This window comes from Klebsiella sp. Shm-1 (assembly GCF_040804525.1).
Lineage (GTDB): Bacteria > Pseudomonadota > Gammaproteobacteria > Enterobacterales > Enterobacteriaceae > Klebsiella > Klebsiella pneumoniae.
On record NZ_CP161823.1, the window covers coordinates 4,879,413 to 4,900,537 of the forward strand.

20 protein-coding genes are annotated in these 21,125 nt (G+C 57.7%); 5 read left to right on the forward strand and 15 right to left on the reverse strand.

Translation table 11 applies throughout. The features are described 5' to 3' along the window. Nucleotides 1-103: 103 nt before the first annotated feature. On the reverse strand, nucleotides 104-2,362 hold the full coding sequence (locus tag AB1E37_RS23825; protein WP_004209968.1) for a TonB-dependent siderophore receptor: 2,259 nt from the start codon (nucleotides 2,360-2,362) through the stop codon (nucleotides 104-106). 587 nt (nucleotides 2,363-2,949) lie between these two features. On the opposite strand from AB1E37_RS23825, the gene AB1E37_RS23830 reads away from it, so the two are divergent. Further along, nucleotides 2,950-4,530, forward strand: a complete 1,581-nt coding sequence (locus tag AB1E37_RS23830; RefSeq protein WP_032448200.1) for a lytic transglycosylase F — start codon at nucleotides 2,950-2,952, stop codon at nucleotides 4,528-4,530. 124 nt (nucleotides 4,531-4,654) lie between these two features. On the opposite strand, the gene ssb1 is transcribed toward AB1E37_RS23830, so the two are convergent. Next, complete coding sequence (gene ssb1 / locus AB1E37_RS23835) at nucleotides 4,655-5,179, reverse strand: single-stranded DNA-binding protein SSB1 (RefSeq protein WP_004151744.1); 525 nt, start codon at nucleotides 5,177-5,179, stop codon at nucleotides 4,655-4,657. 251 nt (nucleotides 5,180-5,430) lie between these two features. Here ssb1 and uvrA point away from each other — a divergent pair, with 251 nt between their 5' ends. Next, a complete protein-coding gene (gene uvrA / locus AB1E37_RS23840; protein ID WP_004146620.1) occupies nucleotides 5,431-8,256 on the forward strand; it encodes an excinuclease ABC subunit UvrA in 2,826 nt (941 codons plus the stop codon). On the opposite strand, the gene AB1E37_RS23845 is transcribed toward uvrA, so the two are convergent. From AB1E37_RS23845 to dnaB, 6 genes are all read right to left on the reverse strand, one after another. Further along, nucleotides 8,257-8,613 (reverse strand): MmcQ/YjbR family DNA-binding protein, encoded by a 357-nt coding sequence (locus AB1E37_RS23845; protein ID WP_002884953.1) that lies wholly within the window; start codon nucleotides 8,611-8,613, stop codon nucleotides 8,257-8,259. It lies immediately after the preceding gene. Between the two features lie 3 nt (nucleotides 8,614-8,616). Next, a complete protein-coding gene (locus AB1E37_RS23850) occupies nucleotides 8,617-9,033 on the reverse strand; it encodes a secondary thiamine-phosphate synthase enzyme YjbQ (protein ID WP_002884951.1) in 417 nt (138 codons plus the stop codon). Nucleotides 9,034-9,163: 130 nt separating this feature from the next. Next, on the reverse strand, nucleotides 9,164-9,877 hold the full coding sequence (gene aphA, locus AB1E37_RS23855) for an acid phosphatase AphA (RefSeq protein WP_004151745.1): 714 nt from the start codon (nucleotides 9,875-9,877) through the stop codon (nucleotides 9,164-9,166). Between the two features lie 192 nt (nucleotides 9,878-10,069). Beyond that, a complete protein-coding gene (gene tyrB / locus AB1E37_RS23860) occupies nucleotides 10,070-11,263 on the reverse strand; it encodes an aromatic amino acid transaminase (protein WP_367776872.1) in 1,194 nt (397 codons plus the stop codon). A gap of 176 nt (nucleotides 11,264-11,439) precedes the next feature. After that, nucleotides 11,440-12,519, reverse strand: coding sequence for an alanine racemase (alr, locus tag AB1E37_RS23865; RefSeq protein WP_117116874.1), 1,080 nt, complete (start codon nucleotides 12,517-12,519; stop codon nucleotides 11,440-11,442). 31 nt (nucleotides 12,520-12,550) lie between these two features. Beyond that, nucleotides 12,551-13,966, reverse strand: coding sequence for a replicative DNA helicase (dnaB, locus tag AB1E37_RS23870; protein WP_002884942.1), 1,416 nt, complete (start codon nucleotides 13,964-13,966; stop codon nucleotides 12,551-12,553). 169 nt (nucleotides 13,967-14,135) lie between these two features. Here dnaB and AB1E37_RS23875 point away from each other — a divergent pair, with 169 nt between their 5' ends. Beyond that, nucleotides 14,136-15,119 (forward strand): quinone oxidoreductase, encoded by a 984-nt coding sequence (locus AB1E37_RS23875; RefSeq protein ID WP_004186480.1) that lies wholly within the window; start codon nucleotides 14,136-14,138, stop codon nucleotides 15,117-15,119. A gap of 182 nt (nucleotides 15,120-15,301) precedes the next feature. Here the strand turns inward: AB1E37_RS23875 and pspG are convergent, their stop codons facing one another. The 3 genes from pspG to AB1E37_RS23890 form a co-directional block, all read right to left on the reverse strand. Next, nucleotides 15,302-15,544, reverse strand: coding sequence for an envelope stress response protein PspG (gene pspG, locus AB1E37_RS23880; RefSeq protein WP_004178271.1), 243 nt, complete (start codon nucleotides 15,542-15,544; stop codon nucleotides 15,302-15,304). A 139-nt stretch (nucleotides 15,545-15,683) separates the two neighbouring features. Then, complete coding sequence (gene dusA / locus AB1E37_RS23885) at nucleotides 15,684-16,682, reverse strand: tRNA dihydrouridine(20/20a) synthase DusA (RefSeq protein ID WP_002884937.1); 999 nt, start codon at nucleotides 16,680-16,682, stop codon at nucleotides 15,684-15,686. Between the two features lie 100 nt (nucleotides 16,683-16,782). Further along, nucleotides 16,783-17,271, reverse strand: a complete 489-nt coding sequence (locus AB1E37_RS23890; RefSeq protein ID WP_002884935.1) for a cupin domain-containing protein — start codon at nucleotides 17,269-17,271, stop codon at nucleotides 16,783-16,785. 249 nt (nucleotides 17,272-17,520) lie between these two features. On the opposite strand from AB1E37_RS23890, the gene zur reads away from it, so the two are divergent. After that, entirely contained in the window at nucleotides 17,521-18,036 is a 516-nt protein-coding gene (gene zur / locus AB1E37_RS23895) for a zinc uptake transcriptional repressor Zur (RefSeq protein ID WP_002884931.1), read from the forward strand. A gap of 95 nt (nucleotides 18,037-18,131) precedes the next feature. Here the strand turns inward: zur and AB1E37_RS23900 are convergent, their stop codons facing one another. Next, nucleotides 18,132-18,341 carry a CsbD family protein gene (locus AB1E37_RS23900; RefSeq protein ID WP_004151747.1) on the reverse strand — a complete coding sequence of 70 codons (210 nt, stop codon included), beginning with the start codon at nucleotides 18,339-18,341 and terminating at the stop codon, nucleotides 18,132-18,134. A gap of 65 nt (nucleotides 18,342-18,406) precedes the next feature. On the opposite strand from AB1E37_RS23900, the gene AB1E37_RS23905 reads away from it, so the two are divergent. Continuing rightward, nucleotides 18,407-18,556, forward strand: coding sequence for a hypothetical protein (locus tag AB1E37_RS23905; RefSeq protein WP_004219133.1), 150 nt, complete (start codon nucleotides 18,407-18,409; stop codon nucleotides 18,554-18,556). A gap of 19 nt (nucleotides 18,557-18,575) precedes the next feature. Here the strand turns inward: AB1E37_RS23905 and dinF are convergent, their stop codons facing one another. From dinF to AB1E37_RS23920, 3 genes are all read right to left on the reverse strand, one after another. Next, the gene (gene dinF / locus AB1E37_RS23910; protein ID WP_004151748.1) at nucleotides 18,576-19,892 is read right to left on the reverse strand and encodes an MATE family efflux transporter DinF; all 1,317 of its coding nucleotides are present in this window, start codon (nucleotides 19,890-19,892) and stop codon (nucleotides 18,576-18,578) included. A gap of 69 nt (nucleotides 19,893-19,961) precedes the next feature. Next, nucleotides 19,962-20,570: a transcriptional repressor LexA gene (gene lexA, locus AB1E37_RS23915; protein WP_002884822.1), complete on the reverse strand. Its 609-nt coding sequence runs from the start codon at nucleotides 20,568-20,570 to the stop codon at nucleotides 19,962-19,964. A gap of 122 nt (nucleotides 20,571-20,692) precedes the next feature. Beyond that, entirely contained in the window at nucleotides 20,693-21,061 is a 369-nt protein-coding gene (locus tag AB1E37_RS23920) for a diacylglycerol kinase (RefSeq protein ID WP_002884819.1), read from the reverse strand. Nucleotides 21,062-21,125 lie beyond the last annotated feature (64 nt).

The following is a 21,125-nucleotide window of genomic DNA, read 5'->3' on the forward strand; positions in this document are numbered from 1 at the left end:
AGGGCGTGAAGATTTTGTCACGATTTATAACCGCCACCTCCGCTCTCATCTGAAATAAAAAAACCGGGTCGCGTTGCACCCGGTTTACTCCTCATCAGGATCATCAGAAATGAGTATTAACGCTCATAAAGAAGGTCCGCCCCGATTCGTTATAGGTCTCGGCACCCGCGCCATACAGATAAGCTCCCGTCGTCGCGTTGCCGGTCGTTTGCGCATTCCCTGCCCGGTAGTGGCGGATATCAAACAGGTTATCTATCCCGCTGGTGAAGCTCAGATTTTTGTTCACATCCCAGGTCGCACTGAGGCCGACAATGCTGTATGGGCTGACTTCGTTTAGTTCGCTGCCGCTGACCGCCTCGCCCTTATAATTGAAGCGTTTTGGTTTCTGTCGGCCATACCAGGTAAAGGTGCTCTGCAGGGAGAGATCTTCACGAACCTGCCAGCTTAGGGTCGAGTTCAGGGTAAACTGCGGGATCACTGACAGCCGGTCGCCGGTCGTCTTATTCTTGCTCTGCAGCATCCAGGTCAGGTTATTGCTCCAGTTAACCGCCTCCCCCACCGGCAGATTCAGCGTTCCTTCCAGGCCTTCCACTAACGCCTTTGGTACGTTTTCCCACTGATAGATATTGGTGGTGCCGTTGCTGGCGGTACCCACCGCCGCATACCCTGACTCAATCTTATTGTGATAGTCGTTACGGAACCAGGTGATCCCCGCCTGATAGCCATCATGCTTGTACTCAAGACCAATCTCTTTATTAACGCTGGTCTCCGCTTTCAGATCGCTATTCCCCATCAGATAGCAGGCGGAACTACTGGCGTAACAGCCTTGACCGTTGCTGTAGAGAATATAGTTCGGGTTCAACTGGTAGAGGTTAGGCGCCTTGTAAGCGCGGGCAATGCCCAGCTTCAGCGTCCAGTCGTCCGTCAGCTCCTGAGACAGGTTCAGTGAGGGGCTCCAGTTATTGCCGACGATGCTGTGGTGATCGAAGCGCAGAGCGGGTGTCAGCATGGTGCTGTCCGTTAGCGCCATATTATCTTCGGTAAACAGCGAGAAGATCTCGGCGCTGGAGTACGGGCTACGACCGGTAGCCGATACGCCATCGATAGTGCCGTAAGAGAGCGCCTGGGTTGTCGATACGCCATCTTTCATCCGCTGCTGATTCCATTCTGTCCCCAGGGTCAGATTCTGATCGACCCCCAGCGTAAACGGAATATTCACTTCACTATGTAGCAGGACATCGGCCAGATCGATATCTGAAAACTCGCTACTGGAGAAGATCCCTTCCGTACCGCCCGCCAGCCCTTCATCCATTCGCGAGTTACGGGTGTGTTCGTACTGGGCATAGCTGTTGCTGGTCACGCCATTATCCCAGCCGCCGGTCCATGTTACGCCGTAAGTTTGCCGGTAGAGACGGTTGGTCTCTTTCCCGTACATACTCTTCACCAGCGTACTGGTATTGGTGTTTTGTGTGTCGCCGGCATAGAGATTACCCTGGCGGCTGTAACCGGCCTCAAACTCCAGGGCCTGCATCGGGGCAAACTCCCAGCGCAGCTTACTGTGAATATCTTTGTTCACCACCCCTTCACGTCCGGCGGGATAAGAACCGGCGTAGGAACCGGTACGTTCCGCTTCATGCCCGGCGTTAATATCCTGCGCATCGGCCTGGGTTTTACTCAGATTACCCCAGAGATTGAAGCTGACACTGTCCGACAGCGGACCATTGAGGCTAAAGTTAGTACGTTTCGTCGCCCCTTCTTTACGGTGCTGCGGAGCGTTCATATAGGTATTCCACGACCCGTGCCATTCTGGTGTGGTCGGTTTGGTCACGATGTTGACGACCCCACCCATCGCGCCATTACCATAGCGCGCCGCCGCCGGGCCGCGGATCACATCGATATGATCGATCATCTCCGCTGGCACCCAACTGGTATCGCCGCGGGAGTCACGATCGCCGCGCCAGCCATACCGCACCGAGTTACGGCTGGTCACCGGTTTACCATCGACCAGCACCAACGTATTCTCGGGCCCCATGCCACGGATATCAATTTGCCGGTTGTTGCCGCGCTGCCCGCTGGTAGAGTTGCCGGTCAGGTTTACCCCGGGCTGCGTACGAATTAACTCCGACACATCGCGGGCGGGGGGATGTTTGCGGATCTCTTCTGCGGTGATGGTCGACACGCCCGGCGCCTGCAGGTTCTGCCTGGCGGCGGTTATGACCATCGTCTCCTCGTGATTTTCGGCAGTGGCGGCGCTCTCGTCAGGCGTCGATTGTTCTGTCATGTTCTCTGCCGCCTGCAGCGGCACGCTACAGGCGAGCAGAGGAATGACGATCCCCAGCGGGAAGTGAGACGTGTATTTCATAGAATATGCCCTGTTTTCTGTTGCTGTCGGGCATAACGCCTTCCCCAATTGAAAAAACAATGGGATAAAATACTCGCCTCTGCGCCTCGCCAGATTTTGGCGTAGGTCAGCCCCTTCCCGATAGTCATGGGAATAAGAAAACAGCATGAGGCATAATAAAATTAAGTGCCCTGTTTCATCATTAGAGAAAAAGCGCTGCGCGCTATTCTTTGATAGCGTAATCCAGACAGCGTGTTATTAGAGTAATGTGCCGTGTTACGGTAATAAAAATGAGATTCATTATCAAGATGATAATAATCAATCTCGAAGAAAAATAAAATAAACACCAACAATCAAAAGGTTACAACAAAACAGATGGGGAGAAATAAAATAAAAACATCATCATTATTTTCTATTTATCATTAAAAACACACATTTTCGCCATATTATCTCCATAGTTAAATTAAAGATAAAAACATATTAATAGTAAGCGATAAAATGGGAGAAAACTATTTATCGGCATTGTTATGTTTTTTACGCCCTTGTCGTGCCCGGCTAACGGCGGCCGTTCTGCTAAAATAATCACATCCCCTGCGGAGTATTCCTCCATGAACGCCTACTCGCTATCACGTCTGTTTATCGCCTGGCTCACCTGCCTCGCGACACTGTTATTCGCTCCTCTGCTGCCGGCAGTAGAGGCGGAAAAAGCGCCGCCGGCAGCAGCCGAAGACAACACGCTATCGATTCATATTGACGATATGCTACGGCCATGGAGAGGCGATTTGCCTGGCATGATCGACCGTCGTACCATTCGGGTATTAACCACCTACAGCAAGACCTTCTTTTTTATTGATAAAGGCACCCAGCGCGGGGCGACGCACGACATTTTTATCGCGCTGGAAAACGATCTGAATAAACAGCTAGCGAAGGATAAAAAGCTCAAACAGCGCCGCCTGAAGCTGCATATCGTTTTTGTGCCGGTCAGTCGGGACAATCTCTTTATCGCGCTTAATGAAGGTAAAGGCGATATTGCGGCTGCCAATCTGACTATCACGTCCTCGCGGGAAGCACAGGTCGATTTCGCCCAGCCGCTCTACAGCAACGTGAAAGAATTACTGATCTCCGGCCCGGCTTCACCGAAGGTCGACAGCCTGGAGCAACTCTCTGGTCAAACCGTCTTTGTTCGCCGCTCCTCCAGCTATTACGACAGCCTGCAAGCGCTGAACGCCCGATTTGCCGGTGAGTCGCGCCCACCGGTGATACTGGAGGCGGCGCCGGAAGCGCTGGAGGATGAAGATCTGCTGGAAATGCTCAACGCCGGGCTGATTCCGCTGATCGTCGTCGATCAGCATAAAGCGTTGTTCTGGAAACAGGTGTTTCCAAAAATTCAGGTCCATGACAATGTGGTGCTGCGCGACGGCGGCGACATTGCCTGGGCGGTACGCAAAGACAGCTCGCAGCTGCTGACGGTACTGAACAACTTCGTCAAAAAGAATCGTCAGGGCACCACGCTGGGCAATACTCTCCTGCTGCGTTACCTGAAAAATGCTAAATATGTCAAAAATGCCGCGGCGAGTAAGGAACGACGCAAATTCCTCGCGATGGTAGATGTCTTCCGCAAGTACGGCGATCGTTACGACGTCGACTGGCTGCTGATGGCGGCCCAGGGATACCAGGAGTCGCGGCTGAATCAGTCGGTACGGAGCCACGTCGGCGCCATCGGCGTTATGCAGGTGATGCCCAGCACTGGAAAAGAGCTGAAGGTGGGCGATATTAAACAGCTGGATCCCAATATCCATGCCGGCGTGAAATACATGCGCTGGATGATGGATCGGTACTATGCCGATGAGCCCATGACCCGGCTCGATAAAGCGCTGTTTACCTTTGCCTCCTATAACGCGGGTCCGGCGCGTATCGCCCGCCTGCGCACCATGACTAAACAGCGAGGATTTGACCCGAACGTCTGGTTCGGTAACGTCGAAAATATGGCGGCAGAAAAAATTGGCGCCGAGACGGTAACCTACGTCAGCAATATCTATAAGTATTACATCGCCTATCGGCTGATCGTCGATGACATGGCCCGCAAACAGAAAGCGACGGCCGTACCGCGGCAGGAGCCGGTGGCGCAGCCAGCCAAACCGCAGCCCAGCGTGGCGACAGCCGCCACCGCTCAGGTGCCCGTCATCTGAATCGCTCGTTACCGTAGGTCAAATTCCATCCTGAAATGACGGTGCAGGAATAACAAAGAAAAAGCCCCGGCGAAACCGGGGCTTTCTGTTTTCGACTGCGCAGACAGTGCGCCTAAGGCAAGCCTTAGAACGGGATGTCGTCGTCGAAGTCCATCGGCGGTTCGTTGGAAGGCGCTGCCGGGGCCTGCTGCTGCGGACGGGACTGCGCGCCGCCGCTGAACTGGTTGCCGCCCTGCGGCTGCTGCGGCTGACCCCAACCGCCCTGCTGCTGGCCGCCGCCTGCCGGTGCGCCGCCGCCCTGACGGCCGCCCAGCATCTGCATGGTGCCGCCCACGTTCACCACCACTTCGGTGGTGTATTTGTCCTGACCGGATTGATCGGTCCACTTGCGGGTACGCAGCTGGCCTTCAATGTACACCTGAGAGCCTTTACGCAGATACTCACCAGCGACTTCCGCCAGTTTGCCGAACAGCACAACGCGGTGCCACTCGGTCTGCTCTTTCATTTCGCCGGTCTGCTTGTCACGCCAGGATTCGGAAGTTGCCAGCGTGAAGTTGGCGACAGCGCCGCCACTTGGCATGTAGCGTACTTCCGGGTCCTGCCCCAGATTACCGACGAGAATCACCTTGTTTACGCCTCTGCTGGCCATGTTCGTGTCTCCTGAATACGTTTCTTAATAGTGTAAACGCGCGAGTGTACCATTTCCACGTAGCATTTTAATAGCTGCGAGGCTGATTCCAGAGATAGTACCCGGCTACGGCATTGTTGCACACTCGACCCGAATTTGCATTCCGATACTGTATATTCATTCAGGTTAAATTGTGTCATAATTAGCCGTTTCTGCCGTTTGTCCTTCAAGCAAACCAGGCAATCCGTGTATCTACCTACCGGGAAAGGTGAATGGATAAGATCGAAGTTCGGGGCGCCCGCACCCATAATCTCAAAAACATCAACCTCGTTATCCCGCGCGACAAACTCATTGTCGTCACCGGGCTTTCCGGGTCTGGCAAATCTTCACTCGCTTTCGACACCCTGTATGCCGAAGGCCAGCGTCGCTACGTCGAATCGCTCTCCGCCTATGCGCGACAGTTCCTGTCGCTGATGGAGAAGCCGGACGTCGACCATATCGAAGGGCTGTCGCCGGCGATTTCCATCGAACAGAAATCAACCTCTCACAACCCCCGCTCGACGGTGGGTACTATTACCGAAATTCACGACTATCTGCGTCTGCTGTACGCCCGCGTCGGCGAACCGCGCTGTCCGGATCACGATGTGCCGCTGGCGGCGCAAACCGTCAGTCAGATGGTCGATAATGTCCTCGCCCAGCCGGAAGGCCTGCGCCTGATGCTTCTGGCGCCCATTATTAAAGAGCGCAAAGGCGAGCACACTAAAACCCTGGAAAACCTCGCCAGTCAGGGCTACATCCGCGCGCGGATCGACGGCGAGGTCTGCGATCTGTCGGATCCGCCGAAGCTGGAGCTGCAGAAGAAGCACACCATTGAGGTAGTCATCGACCGCTTCAAGGTGCGCGACGATCTGGCGCAGCGCCTGGCCGAGTCGTTTGAAACCGCGCTGGAGCTCTCCGGCGGGACCGCCATTGTGGCTAATATGGATGATGAGAAAGCGGAAGAACTGCTGTTTTCCGCCAACTTCGCCTGCCCGATCTGCGGCTACAGCATGCGCGAGCTGGAGCCGCGTCTGTTCTCCTTTAACAACCCGGCGGGCGCCTGCCCGACCTGCGACGGCCTCGGCGTGCAGCAATATTTCGATCCCGATCGCGTGGTGCAAAATCCCGAGCTGTCGCTGGCGGGCGGCGCCATCCGCGGCTGGGATCGGCGTAACTTCTACTACTTCCAGATGTTGAAGTCGCTGGCGGAGCACTATAAATTCGACGTCGAAGCGCCATGGGGCACCCTCAGCGCCAACGTGCAGAAAGTGGTGCTGTACGGTTCAGGTAAAGAAAGTATTGAATTCAAATACATGAACGATCGCGGCGATACCTCGGTGCGCCGCCATCCGTTCGAAGGCGTGCTGCATAACATGGAGCGCCGTTACAAAGAGACGGAATCCAGCGCGGTGCGCGAAGAGCTGGCGAAGTTCATCAGCAACCGTCCGTGCGCCAGCTGCGACGGCACGCGTCTGCGTCGCGAGGCGCGCCACGTGTTTGTGGAAAACACCCCGCTGCCGACCATCTCCGATATGAGCATCGGCCATGCGATGGATTTCTTCAACAATCTGAAGCTCTCCGGCCAGCGGGCGAAAATCGCCGAAAAAGTGCTGAAAGAGATTGGCGATCGTCTGAAATTCCTCGTCAACGTCGGCCTCAACTACCTGACGCTCTCCCGCTCGGCGGAAACGCTCTCCGGCGGCGAAGCCCAGCGTATCCGTCTGGCAAGCCAGATTGGCGCCGGGCTGGTTGGCGTGATGTACGTGCTGGATGAACCCTCTATCGGCCTGCACCAGCGCGATAACGAACGCCTGCTCGGCACCCTGATCCACCTGCGTAATTTAGGCAACACGGTGATCGTCGTTGAGCACGACGAAGACGCCATTCGCGCCGCCGACCATGTGATCGATATCGGTCCCGGCGCTGGCGTTCACGGCGGCCAGGTAGTAGCGGAAGGGCCGCTGGAGGCCATTATGGCGGTCCCGGAATCCCTGACCGGCCAGTTCATGAGCGGTAAACGCAAAATTGAAGTGCCGAAACAGCGCGTGCCCGCCAACCCGGAGAAAGTCCTCAAGCTGACCGGCGCGCGCGGCAACAACCTGAAGGATGTAACGCTCACCCTGCCAGTGGGCCTGTTTACCTGCATCACCGGCGTCTCCGGCTCGGGTAAATCCACGCTGATCAACGATACCCTGTTCCCGATTGCCCAGCGCCAGCTCAACGGCGCGACCATCGCCGAACCAGCGCCGTATCGCGATATCCAGGGGCTGGAACATTTCGATAAAGTGATCGATATCGACCAGAGCCCGATCGGCCGGACGCCGCGCTCCAACCCGGCAACCTATACCGGGGTGTTTACCCCGGTGCGCGAGCTGTTCGCCGGCGTACCGGAGTCTCGCTCACGCGGCTATACGCCGGGGCGCTTTAGCTTTAACGTTCGCGGTGGGCGCTGCGAAGCCTGCCAGGGTGACGGCGTCATTAAGGTTGAGATGCACTTCCTGCCGGATATCTACGTGCCGTGCGACCAGTGCAAAGGCAAACGCTATAACCGCGAAACGCTGGAGATTAAGTACAAGGGTAAGACCATCCACGAAGTGCTGGATATGACCATTGAAGAGGCGCGTGAATTCTTTGATGCCGTACCGGCGCTGGCGCGTAAGCTGCAAACCCTGATGGACGTCGGCCTGACCTATATCCGCCTTGGCCAGTCGGCGACGACCCTGTCCGGCGGCGAGGCGCAGCGCGTGAAGCTGGCGCGCGAGTTGTCCAAGCGCGGTACCGGCCAGACGCTGTATATCCTCGATGAGCCGACCACCGGTCTGCACTTCGCCGATATCCAGCAGTTGCTGGAAGTGCTGCACCAGCTGCGCGATCAGGGCAATACCATCGTGGTGATTGAGCACAACCTCGATGTGATTAAAACTGCCGACTGGATTGTCGATCTCGGCCCGGAAGGCGGCAGCGGCGGCGGCGAAATCCTGGTCTCCGGTACGCCGGAAACCGTCGCCGAGTGCGAAGCCTCGCACACCGCGCGCTTCCTCAAGCCCATGCTGAAATAATTAGCGGGTAAGCTGCTGCCGGACCGGCTCCGGCAGCATTTTCACCGCCTGCTGATAAGACGCATCGACCAGATAGTAGATTTGCGAATCCGGCAGCGAGCCATCCAGATAGACGGTGCTCCAGTGCGCTTTATTGAGATGCTGGCTGGGCCGGACATCGCGATGCTGCTGACGCAGCAGCTCAGCCAGCTCCGGACTCGCCTTCAGCGCGACCGCCGGCCGCTGGTCCTCAACCTCCTTCACCATGGCAAACAGCACGTCTGAGACCTTAATCTGCGTGGCTTTCCAGTCGCTGTGGACGCTCTGCTCTGCTCCCGGTTTCGCCATGCAGTACTGTAATAACTCCGAAATTGTCATCTTTTATTCCCCCATGAGCGTCGCAACGATGCGCCGCGAACCGCCGTGTATCCGATGCTCCCCCAGCCAGATGCCCTGCCAGGTTCCCAACCTGACGCGCCCGTCCTCGACCGGCAGCATTAGCGACACGCCAAGCATCGATGATTTGATGTGCGACGGCATATCGTCAGGGCCTTCATAGTCATGTTCATACGGCGCATTGTCCGGTACGGCGTTGAGAAAATACTGCTCCATGTCATAGCGGACGGTGGGATCGCAGTTTTCGTTGAGCGTCAGGGAAGCGGAAGTATGCTGGAGCAGGAGGTGCAGCAGGCCAACCTTCACCCCGGACAGCCCGCGGATCTGGCCAAGGATTTCGTCGGTGACCAGATGAAAACCGCGGGATTTTGGCCCAAGCGTCAGGGTTTGCTGATACCACATCATTGACTCCTTTTGCGAATGAATCCTTCTAAGTGTGCAGCAATACGTGAAAAGGTAAAACCTTCCACCCCTGATTTTGCATAAAAAAACGGCAGCGCCGTCGCTGCCGTTTATCGCGTTCAGGCGGTCATCAGTATTCGGAATTGACGATTACTTCCTCGCCCAGCGCGCCAGCCATCGGCAACGGCTTATAGGAGGAGTTGGCGGCCCGCAGCACGCGGATGCCACGGGCGCCCGCTTCGCGGGCGGCGGTGATATCGTTATCCGAATCGCCGTAGAAAACCTTTATCTGCTTCGCCTGCAGCCACTGGGTCTTGGTGTTTTGGCCAGGCTTATCGCCAGCGAAAATCACCGGATTCATATTGGCGGCCGGGATGAGAAAATCATCCTGCAGGGTTTTAGAAACGGTTTCGGTTTTGGTCTGGCTGCGGCCGGTGACGAACCAGATGCTGTCCCCGCGCTTCACATGCATCGCAATCAGCTGGCGCGCCACCTCTTTCGGCATGCTGAATTCATCCCAGCCATTGTTCATTTTTTCCCAGAACTGTGGGTTTTTCAGGTAATCCTCGCTGCCGGGAGAGAAGGTTTTTTGCCCGCGCCAGAAACCCGGACTGGAGAAGAGGACGGTGTCATCGATATCAAAGCCGACGGCCATCGGCGGCCGCCCCAGCAGGCTGTTCTCAATTTGCGCCACCGAAACCCAGTGGATCGGCGCCTGCTCGGCCAGCTGGGCCACGTTGGTGCCAACCCACAGCGGCTGCGGCGTGGAGGCGCGCGCCACAACGGCGCTGTTCAGCGTGAACAGGAGAGAAGCCGCCGCAAGGGCGAGAGTAAGTTTGCGCATATTTATCCCTAAATCTATCAATCATTATTGTTTTCAATAATGTGCATGCTTATCAACGTCCCGACCTTACCCGCCGGCGGCATGGATGAAAAGCCTTTTTCGCGCAGATGTCATAGAAAAAGAGGATGATCACATCCGAGGGGGGGTTGCCCCTGCCCGTTGACCGGCAGAGACAACCTGCTGGAGAGCGGCTTACATTACCGCGGCAAAAGCTTTCGCTACCTGCTGAACATTACGTGAGTTTAACCCCGCCACGCACATGCGTCCGCTGGCAATCAGGTAGACGCCAAACTCGTCGCGCAGACGATCCACCTGCGCCGCGCTAAATCCGGTATAGCTGAACATCCCGCGCTGCTTGAGCAGGTAATCCACTTTGCTGCCAGGGGCAACCTGCTGCAGCGCGTCGACCAGCGCCTGGCGCATGGTCAGGATGTGCGCGCGCATGGCGTCCACTTCCGCCTGCCACGTGGCTTTCAGCCCGGCATCGTTCAGCACCGTCGCCACCACCTGCGCGCCAAAGCTCGGCGGGCTGGAGTAGTTGCGGCGCACGGTGGCCTTCAGCTGCCCCAGCACGCGGCCCGCGGTTTCGCTGTCTTCACAGACCACGGACAGACCGCCGACGCGCTCCCCGTACAGCGAGAAAATTTTGGAGAACGAGTTGCTGACCAGCATCGGCATCCCGGCGCTGGCGATGGCGCGAATGGCGTAGGCATCCTCTTCCAGCCCCCCGCCAAAGCCCTGGTAGGCGATGTCGAGGAAGGGGATCAGCTGACGCGCTTTCAATACCTCAACCACGCGGTCCCACTGGGCTGGCGTCAGGTCGGCGCCGGTCGGGTTGTGGCAGCAAGGGTGCAGCAGCACAATATCGCGGGCCGGCAGCGTTTGCAGCGTCGCCAGCAGGTCCTCAAAGCGCACGCCGTTGGTGGCTTTATCAAACCAGGGGTAAGTACTTACTTCGAAGCCAGCCCCTTCAAAAATGGCGATGTGGTTTTCCCAGGTCGGATCGCTGACCCAGACATGAGACTCAGGAAAGTAACGTTTGAGGAAGTCGGCCCCGACCTTCAGCGCGCCCGAACCGCCGACCGTCTGAATAGAGGCAATGCGATTTTGCTTAAGCGCGGTATGCTCTGCGCCAAACAGCAGCGGCGCAATCGCCTGACGGTAGCCGCTCAACCCTTCCATTGGCAGATACAGCGAGGCGCCATGCGGCTCGGCGTTCAGGCGTGCTTCCGCTTCCGCCACCGCCTGCAGCTGCGGGATAATGCCGTCATCGTTGTAGTAAAGCCCGATACTCAGGTTGACTTTGTCGCTTCGCGGGTCTTCTTTGAAGCGTTCCATCAGAGAAAGAATAGGGTCGCCGGCGTAGGAGTCAACTTTTTGAAACACGCGATGTATCTCCAGGTTTACATGGGGCAGGTTCTTACACAATAAACCGGATATGACGGCAGGTCGAGAGGATGTTGAGGGGAAAGTGACCGCGCAGCGGTATAAACCGCTTTTTTGAGCGCCGCAGGCCTGGTGCGTACCGGATCAGCCTCTGTGCTATCCGGTACGCCAGAGGCTTAGTCGAAGTATTTCATGGCGACGCGGGAGGTCAGTCGCGTAATAAGTTCGTAAGCACTCACTTTCGTTATCTCGGCGATGCGCTCTACCGGGAGCCCCTCTCCCCACAGCACTACCGCATCGCCGGCCTTATCCTGGGCCTGCGGTCCGAGGTCAACGCAGATCATATCCATCGCCACCCGGCCGACAATCGGCACTTCCCGGCCATTGACCAGCACCGGCGTGCCCGACGGTGCCGCACGCGGATAACCGTCGCCATAGCCCATCGCCACCACGCCGAGACGGGTATCGCGTTCGCTGATCCAGGTGCCGCCGTACCCGACGGGCTCCCCTGCTTTATGCTCGCGCACCGCAATCAGGCTGGACGTCAGGGTCATCACCGGCTGGCAGCCGAAATCTTTCCCGGTGGAGCGATCGTCCAGCGGCGACACGCCATACAGGATAATTCCGGGGCGCACCCAGTCGTAATGCGATTGCGGCCACAGCAGAATGCCGCCCGAGGCGGCGATAGAGCGCAAGCCCGGCTTGCCTTCGGTAAAGGTGGTGAAGATGTCCAGCTGGCGTTCGGTGGCGCCGCAGGTCGGCTCATCGGCGCGCGCGAAGTGGCTCACCACGTTCACCGGCTGGCGGACGTTTTTACACTGGCTCAGACGCTGATAAAACGCCTCGGCTTCCTCCGGGCGCACCCCTAAGCGATGCATGCCGGTATCCAGCTTCATCCACACGGTCACCGGCTCGGGGAGATCGGCTTGCTCCAGCGCCGCCAGCTGTTCGGGGCTATGCACCGCCGTATGCAGGCGCAGGGCGGCGATCACCGCCAGGTCTTCCGCAGCAAAAAAGCCTTCCAGCAGGAGGATCGGCTGGGCGATGCCCCCCGCTCGCAGGCGCAGCGCCTCTTCCAGGCGGGCGACGCCAAAGGCGTCGGCGTCGGTCAGCGTTCGCGCGGTCTCGAGAAGACCGTGTCCGTAGGCGTTCGCTTTCACTACCGCAACCAGTTTGCTGGCGGGCGCCAGTTCACGCAGACGTTGCAGGTTGTGTCGCAGAGCGCGGCGGTTGATAACTACAGTTGCCGCTTGCATTTGAATTCCTTAATAAAAGAAGGCGGAAGGATTACTCATCATCATACTGAGGACCGGCATAATTATCGAAACGCGACCACTGGCCGTTAAAGGTCAGTCGCACGGTGCCGATCGGGCCGTTACGTTGTTTACCAATGATAATTTCCGCGATGCCTTTAAGATCGCTGTTCTCGTGATAGACCTCATCACGGTAAATGAACATGATTAAGTCGGCATCCTGTTCGATAGAGCCGGACTCACGCAGGTCGGAGTTGACCGGGCGCTTATCGGCGCGCTGCTCCAGCGAGCGGTTAAGCTGCGACAGCGCCACCACCGGCACCTGCAGCTCTTTCGCCAGCGCCTTCAGCGAGCGGGAGATTTCGGCAATCTCAAGGGTACGGTTGTCGGAGAGCGACGGCACGCGCATCAGCTGCAGGTAGTCGATCATAATCAGTCCGATGCCGCCGTGCTCGCGGGCGATACGCCGCGCGCGGGAGCGCACCTCCGTCGGCGTCAGGCCGGAGGAGTCATCGATATAGATATTGCGCTTTTCCAGCAGGATGCCCATGGTGCCGGAGATCCGCGCCCAGTCTTCGTCGTCCAGTTGACCGGTACGAATGCGGGTCTGATCGACGCGCGACAGCGAGGCCAGAGAACGCATCATGATCTGTTCCGAGGGCATCTCGAGACTGAAGATTAATACCGGTTTGTCCTGCAGCATCGCCGCGTTTTCCACGAGGTTCATCGCGAAGGTCGTTTTACCCATGGATGGACGGGCGGCGACGATAATCAGATCCGACGGCTGCAGGCCGGCGGTCTTTTTGTTGAGGTCGTCGTAGCCGGTATTGACCCCGGTGACGCCGTCATGGGGCTGCTGGAACAGCTGTTCGATACGGGCGACGGTGGCATCGAGGACATCGGCGATGTTCTTCGGCCCTTCGTCTTTGTTGGCCCGGCTTTCGGCGATTTTGAAAACCCGGGATTCGGCGAGGTCGAGCAGATCTTCGCTGGTTCGCCCCTGCGGGTCGAAGCCGGCTTCGGCGATCTCGTTGGCCACCGAAATCATTTCGCGCACCACCGCGCGTTCGCGCACGATGTCGGCATAGGCGCTGATGTTAGCCGCGCTGGGCGTGTTTTTGGACAATTCGGCCAGATAGGCGAAGCCGCCCACGCTGTCCAGCTGCCCCTGACGCTCCAGCGACTCGGCGAGCGTAATCAGGTCAATCGGGCTGCCGGACTCCTGCAGGCGCGCCATCTCGGTAAAAATATGACGGTGCGGACGGGTATAAAAGTCGTCGGCAACGACGCGTTCGGCGACGTCGTCCCAGCGCTCGTTATCCAGCATTAAACCGCCCAACACCGACTGCTCCGCTTCAATCGAGTGCGGCGGGACTTTCAGCCCGGCGAGCTGCGGATCGCGTTCGCGGGTTTCTGTCTGTGGTTTGTTGAAGGGTTTATTTCCTGCCATAGCCTAACATTTCACCGATCCGGAAAAGAGCGTGACAGTATAGCGAGAAAGCCATTGCCGCTAAAGAACCCATTAAGCGTGGCAGGCCTGAGGCGGGTAAGAAAATCCGTCGCCGCCGGCGCAGGCTGTTAAGCTTACTGAATAATCTCGGAACAACACAGGAGCGAACATGGCAACACGCATCGAATTTTCGAAACACGGGGGACCGGAGGTGCTTCAGGCGGTTGAGTTCACGCCACGCGATCCCGCAGAACATGAGATTCAGGTCGAAAACAAAGCCATCGGCATCAACTATATCGACACCTATGTTCGCAGCGGCCTCTATCCGCCGCCGTCGCTGCCGAGCGGCCTGGGCACCGAGGCGGCCGGCATCGTCAGTAAAGTTGGCCATGGGGTCACGCATATTAAGGTAGGCGATCGGGTGGTGTACGCCCAGTCGGCGCTCGGCGCCTACAGCACGGTACACAATGTGCTGGCCGACAAAGCGGCGGTCCTGCCGGACGCTATCTCTTTCGAACAGGCCGCCGCGTCGTTCCTCAAAGGATTAACGGTCTGGTATCTACTGCGCAAAACCTATGAAATTAAGCCTGATGAGATGTTCCTGTTTCACGCGGCCGCTGGCGGCGTGGGGCTGATAGCCTGTCAGTGGGCGAAAGCGCTGGGGGCGAAACTTATCGGTACCGTCGGCAGCTCGCAGAAAGCGCAGCGCGCCAAAGAGGCGGGCGCCTGGCAGGTGATTAACTATCGCGAGGAGTCTATCGTGGAGCGGCTCAAGGCGCTCACCGACGGTAAGAAAGTGGCCGTCGTCTACGACTCGGTGGGGAAAGATACCTGGGAGGCCTCTCTGGACTGCCTGCAGCGCCGCGGCCTGATGGTCAGCTTTGGTAACTCCTCCGGTCCGGTGACCGGCGTTAATCTGGGGATCCTGAATCAAAAAGGCTCCCTGTACGTCACTCGCCCATCGCTGCAGGGCTATATCACCAACCGGGAAGAACTGGAGGAAGCCTGCAGTGAACTGTTTTCGCTGATCGCCAGCGGGGTGATTAAAGTGGACGTGGCTGAAAGTCAGATCTATCCGCTGAGCGAAGCGCGGCGGGCGCATGAAGTTCTGGAGAGCCGGGTGACGCAGGGTTCGAGTTTGCTGCTGCCATAAGTTGGCGGAAGGGGCAAAAGTTTAGGGCTTCCACCTGGGAAGCCCTTACTTTTTTTTAGTTCGGCTGTATGTAGGGTACAGCGCGATGAATTCGTTAACGCGCTAATAGTGACAGATTTGCGCAGCAATGCCTACGCGGTTGTCTGCAAAATTGTTCAGGTTGTGACGCACCCCTCAATACCTTAGTAACGCCAACGGTTATTGTCGCGAAAAGCGTTTCCGTTCGGGGATTTCAGCGCCCGAATAATCCACACCGCCGCCACCGCCAGCAGCAGCCACGGCAGTAATTTGATCATCAAGGCGAACAACCCGCCGACGAACATCAGCGCCGTCGCCACCACGATTGCCGCGATAATCCCCAGCAGCGATACGCCGGTGACCAGCAGCATGACAAAAAATCCAATGACAAATAGCAGTTCCAGCATGGTTCTCTACCCAAAGAATGAATACTTCACTCTGCAGGTATTACAAAAAGCATGCCAAACATAAGCACTTGACTTTAAAAGAAAACGCCCCGCGACGGTGCGCGAGGCGTGGTCAATTTCACCAGGTTTTGGTCAGAAATTAACGTTTATCGGCCACCAGCTTCAGGGCATGCTCCAGCACCGCAATATCGGCGCCGGCTTTATGCGCATTTTCGCTCAGGTAGCGACGCCACTGGCGAGCGCCGGGGATCCCCTGAAACAGCCCCAGCATATGGCGGGTAATATGGCCCAGATAGGTGCCCTTGCTGAGCTCGCGCTCAATATAGGGGTACATGGCTCGCACCACCGCTACCGGATCGGCATCCGCGCCGGCGACGCCGAAAATTTCGCGGTCGACCGAGGCCAGAATGCCCGGGTTCTGATAGGCCTCACGCCCGACCATCACCCCATCCATATGCTCAAGCTGTACTCTGGCTTCGTCCAGCGATTTGATGCCGCCGTTGATCGCCATCGTAAGGTGGGGGAAATCGCGCTTCAGCTGCCAGACGCGGGGGTAATCCAGCGGCGGGATCTCGCGGTTCTCTTTTGGACTCAGGCCGGAGAGCCAGGCTTTGCGGGCGTGAATAATAAACATCTCACACTCGCCCTTGCCGGAGACCGTCTCAATGAAATCACACAGAAACTCATAGCTATCCTGGTCGTCAATGCCGATACGGGTTTTCACCGTGACCGGAATCGACACCACATCGCGCATCGCCTTGATGCAGTCGGCCACCAGTGGCGCATTGCCCATCAGGCAAGCGCCAAACATCCCGTTCTGCACGCGGTCGGAGGGGCAGCCGACGTTGAGGTTGATCTCATCATAGCCGCGCGCCTCAGCCAGCTTCGCGCACTGCGCCAGGGCCTGGGGATCGCTGCCGCCGAGCTGCAGAGCAACCGGGTGCTCTTCTTCGCTATAGGCCAGATAGTCCCCTTTGCCGTGAATAATCGCCCCGGTGGTCACCATTTCGGTATACAGCAGCGTATGCCGCGACAGCAGCCGCAGGAAGTAGCGGCAGTGTCGGTCGGTCCAGTCGAGCATCGGCGCGATGGAGAAGCGGTGAGCAGGGAAAACAGGTGACGTTGATTCAGGCATCATGGCGAATAAATAAGCATCCGGGTAAAAAGGGGCGCTACTATAGCATAAAGATACACCACAGGCGCATAGTGAGCCGCGCTTCGCCCCTCACCTGAAATGATTACTTTTTCCGCGGCTTACCGTCGTGTGGACCGAAGAACTGCGGCGGATGGTCAACCCAACGATCCTGGCGCGTCGCGGCATAGCCGGGATTGAGCGGGTAATAAATGCGGTTGTACTTCTTGTTGGCCTCGCCCACCACCAGCAGACGAACTTCCTGCTCGGTGTTATTGAGAAAGGTGTGGCAGATGCCGGTACCAGCGGGAAAACCCACGCTGTCGCCGGGCTCCAGCTTCCAGAGATAGCCGTTTATCCACACTTCCGGATAGCCCTCCAGCACGTAGATGAACTCTTCCTCATCGCTCTCCGCGTGTGGATAAGAGGTGCGCCGCCCGGGCGGCAGCCGCTCGTGGTGGATCCCCAGCCGGTTGAGACGTAAACCTCGCCCCAGCGGCGCGCCGATTGAAAAACGCTCCGGGCTGTCGGGATAAGTAGCATCGTCGGGCCCTTCCAGTTCGCGCCAGTGGCGAATGCAATCAGGTCGTTTCATCGTTTTCTCCCGAAAATGAGACACTTCAGATATAGCATACCCAGGGTCGGGCGTGTTGTGATTAAATCGGACATGGTGGTTTTAGCGAGCGGCTAAGGCGTAGTCTGCTCGAGAATAAGCGGCCAGCGCCCGGGACGGGCGCCGGTGCCGACAACCTGAAGTATGACCCGTATCACCTGCCGGCTCTCGGTGTTTTCTGAGGAACGTGATAAAGTAACAGATTCAAATTCACGCAACCCGAGGATGCTCATGGATAAGACCCCTTCGCAAGAGATGTTAGCGCATGCTGAAAAGCTTTGCGCACAGCGCGGCGTACGCCTGACTCCACAGCGTCTGGAAGTGTTGCGCCTGATGAGCCTGCAGCAAGGGGCAATCAGCGCCTACGATCTGCTGGACTTGCTACGTGAGAAAGAGCCGCAGGCGAAGCCGCCGACGGTTTACCGTGCGCTGGAGTTTTTACTCGAGCAGGGTTTTGTCCATAAGGTAGAGTCAACCAATAGCTATGTGCTGTGCCATCTGTTCGACCAGCCGACCCATAGCTCGGCCATGTTTATCTGCGACCGCTGCGGCGTGGTAAAAGAAGAAGCGGCGGAAGGGGTGGAAGATATCATGCATACGCTGGCGGCCCGCATGGGGTTTGCCCTGCGCCACAATGTGATAGAAGCTCACGGGCTTTGCGCGGGCTGCGTGGAAGTCGAAGCCTGCAGCACCCCGGGACACTGCCAGCACGATCATACTATTCAGCTCAAAAAGAAAGCCCGCTGAGCGGCTGCCGCAGCGGGAAAAAGGGTTAACGGCGCGTCCGTGCGCCATTCAGACAGGCACTAACACAAATGCTTCATTCTTCGGATCAAGGAACGCTACCAGCGATAGTCGTTCTTATGCTCCCAGTCTGAGACTTCTTTCTCAGCCTGATCTTTCTCATAGCCGTAACGCTCCTGAATTTTGCCGACCAGCTGGTCGCGCTTCCCTTCGATTACGGTCATATCATCATCGGTAAGTTTGCCCCACTGTTCCTTGGCTTTACCTTTAAACTGTTTCCAGTTACCGCCGATTTCGTCTTTATTCATAATAACGTCCTCATCATTCGGTGGGTTTACAGCCCGTTTTGTGCCGGACATGGTATTAACTATAGATGAGAATGCTGGCGTCTATTCGTTATTCGGAATTTTTAACCATCGCACCGCGGGATAACGCGAAGAGGATGTTCCCGGCTTGCGCCACGCTGAGCCGGGCTATTGAATCGCCCTGTAAGCGTAGCGCGACCGGGGAAGGTCACGGCTAACGGCAATGACGGGAGATGACTAACTAAACCATGTGCCGCGTCGCCAGTGACGACGCCAGATCAGCGCCAGCGACAGGCCGCGCAGGGCGAGGAACACCGCCAGCGCCAGCCACAGACCATGGTTGCCAAGCACCGGTAGCGTAAGCAGCGTCACGGCAAACCCCGCCGCGGCGACCGCCATACTGTTCCTCATCTCAGCGCCGCGCGTCGCGCCGATAAACATGCCGTCCAGCAGATAGCACCAGACGCCGACCACCGGCAGGATCGTCTGCCAGATCAGATAGCGATCGGCCAGCTGCTGCAGGGAAGGCAGTGAGGTTAACAACGCGATAATGTACTGCCCCGCCAGGCTGTAAATCAGGGCAAACGCCAGCGCCACCATGCCGGACTGCCGGCAGGCCGCCCGCCACACCTCCAGCAACTGGCTACCGTCGCGCGCGCCGTAGGCCTGGCCGGAGTGAGCCTCCACGGCATAGGCAAAGCCATCCAGCGCGTAGGCGGTAAAGGTCAGCATGGTCATCAGTACGGCGTTAACCGCCACGATGTCGCTGCCCAGACGGGCGCCGAATACGGTCAGCGCGCCAAAGCACAGCTGCAGCAGCAGCGAGCGCAGCATGATGTCCCGATTCAACGCCAATAAACGGCGCAGATCCCCGCGCCAGGCGTTTTTCAGCATCGCCAGCGACACGCCGCGCAGCGTCAGCACCCGCTTCGCCATCAGCAGGCCAATAATGAGGGTGGCGTACTCCGCGGTGACCGTGGCCAGCGCCGCTCCCTGGACGTTCATTCGCAGGCCCATCACCAGCCACAGATCGAGCACAATATTCAACAGATTACCCACCACCAGCAGAATAACCGGCGCCCGGGCGTACTGGACGCCCAGCAGCCAGCCGAGCAGCACCAGGTTGGCCAGCGAGGCGGGGGCGCTGAGCCAGCGAATTTCGAGAAACCGTCTCGCCTGCTCAAGCACCGCCTCGCTGCCGCCGACAATATGCAGAGCGAGGTCAATTAGCGGCAGGCGAAGCAGGATAATCAGCACCCCGGCGCCCAGCGCCAGTGCCAGCGGCTGCACCAGCGCCCGCGCCAGGCGCTGCGGATCTTTGGCGCCCCAGGCCTGAGCGGTGAGCCCGGTGGTGCTCATGCGCAGGAACAGCAGCAGCATGAAGAGGAAACTGGTGGCCGTCGCCCCGACCGCTACGCCGCCGAGGTATACCGGGCTGTCCAGGTGGCCGATCACCGCCGTATCCACCAGCCCCAGCAGCGGGACGGTGATGTTGGAGAAAATCATAGGGAGGGCAAGACGCCACAGCGCTTTATCGGCAGCGTTGAGCAGCATGTTTGAGGACCTGATTGAGGAAAAACGTCGCAGCGTCACGCAACAGATGACGCTGCGCAGAGGCAGGCGCTACAGCCATTCTCCATTACGGATCACGCCAACGGCCAGACCCTCAATGGTAAAACTCTGCTGGCGCAGATCGACGACGATCGGGGAAAACTCGCTGTTTTCCGGCAACAGTTCAACGACATTGCCCTGCTTTTTCAGGCGCTTCACCGTCACTTCTTCATCGATACGCGCGACAACCACCTGACCGTTACGCACATCCTGGGTTTTGTGGACCGCCAGCAAATCGCCATCCAGAATACCGATGTCTTTCATCGACATCCCACTGACGCGCAGCAGGAAATCGGCGTTGGGCTTAAACATCGACGGGTCGACCTGATAGTGGCCTTCAATATGCTGCTGCGCCAGCAGCGGCTCACCGGCGGCGACGCGGCCGATGAGCGGCAGGCCTTGCTCTTCTTCCGTCAGCAGGCGAATACCGCGAGAAGCGCCGGAGACGATCTCGATCGCGCCTTTACGCGCCAGCGCTTTCAGGTGTTCTTCCGCCGCGTTTGGGGAACGGAACCCCAAGCGCTGAGCAATTTCCGCACGCGTCGGCGGCATGCCCGTCTGGCTGATATGATCCCTAATGAGATCAAACACCTCTTGCTGCCTGGTCGTTAACGCTTTCATTCCGCCCCCTGGGTGTATATACAGTTATGCTGTGAGTATATACAGCTAACGGTGATTTTGGAACCACATGGCACACAAAAATCGGCGGATTGTTCATATTTTGCGAGGGTTAGCGAAGAACGTTAGTGATAATGACTCCACAGCAGCGTTCCCCAGGTGATCAGCGCGATGATAATCGCCAGCAGAACCGCCGCTGACCCCATATCTTTGGCGCGCCCTGAAAGCTCGTGAAAATCCGAGCCGATACGGTCCACAACCGCTTCAATCGCGCTGTTGAGAATTTCGACTATCATCACTAGCAGGACCGAGCCAATCAGCAATACGCGGGTGATGGCGTCGACGTCCAGCCAGCAGGCTACCGCGACGGCCACGATAGCGGCGACGCCTTCCTGACGAAACGCAGCCTCGTTGATCCACGCCGCGCGAAATCCTTTCCAGGAGTAACCTGCCGCCTTAATGATCCGGGTTAACCCGGTGGTATTATTGGCCATCACAAAACCTTTTTACGTAAATGACGTCGATGAGTGTGCGCGTTTGCCGCGTGGTAACGGAAAT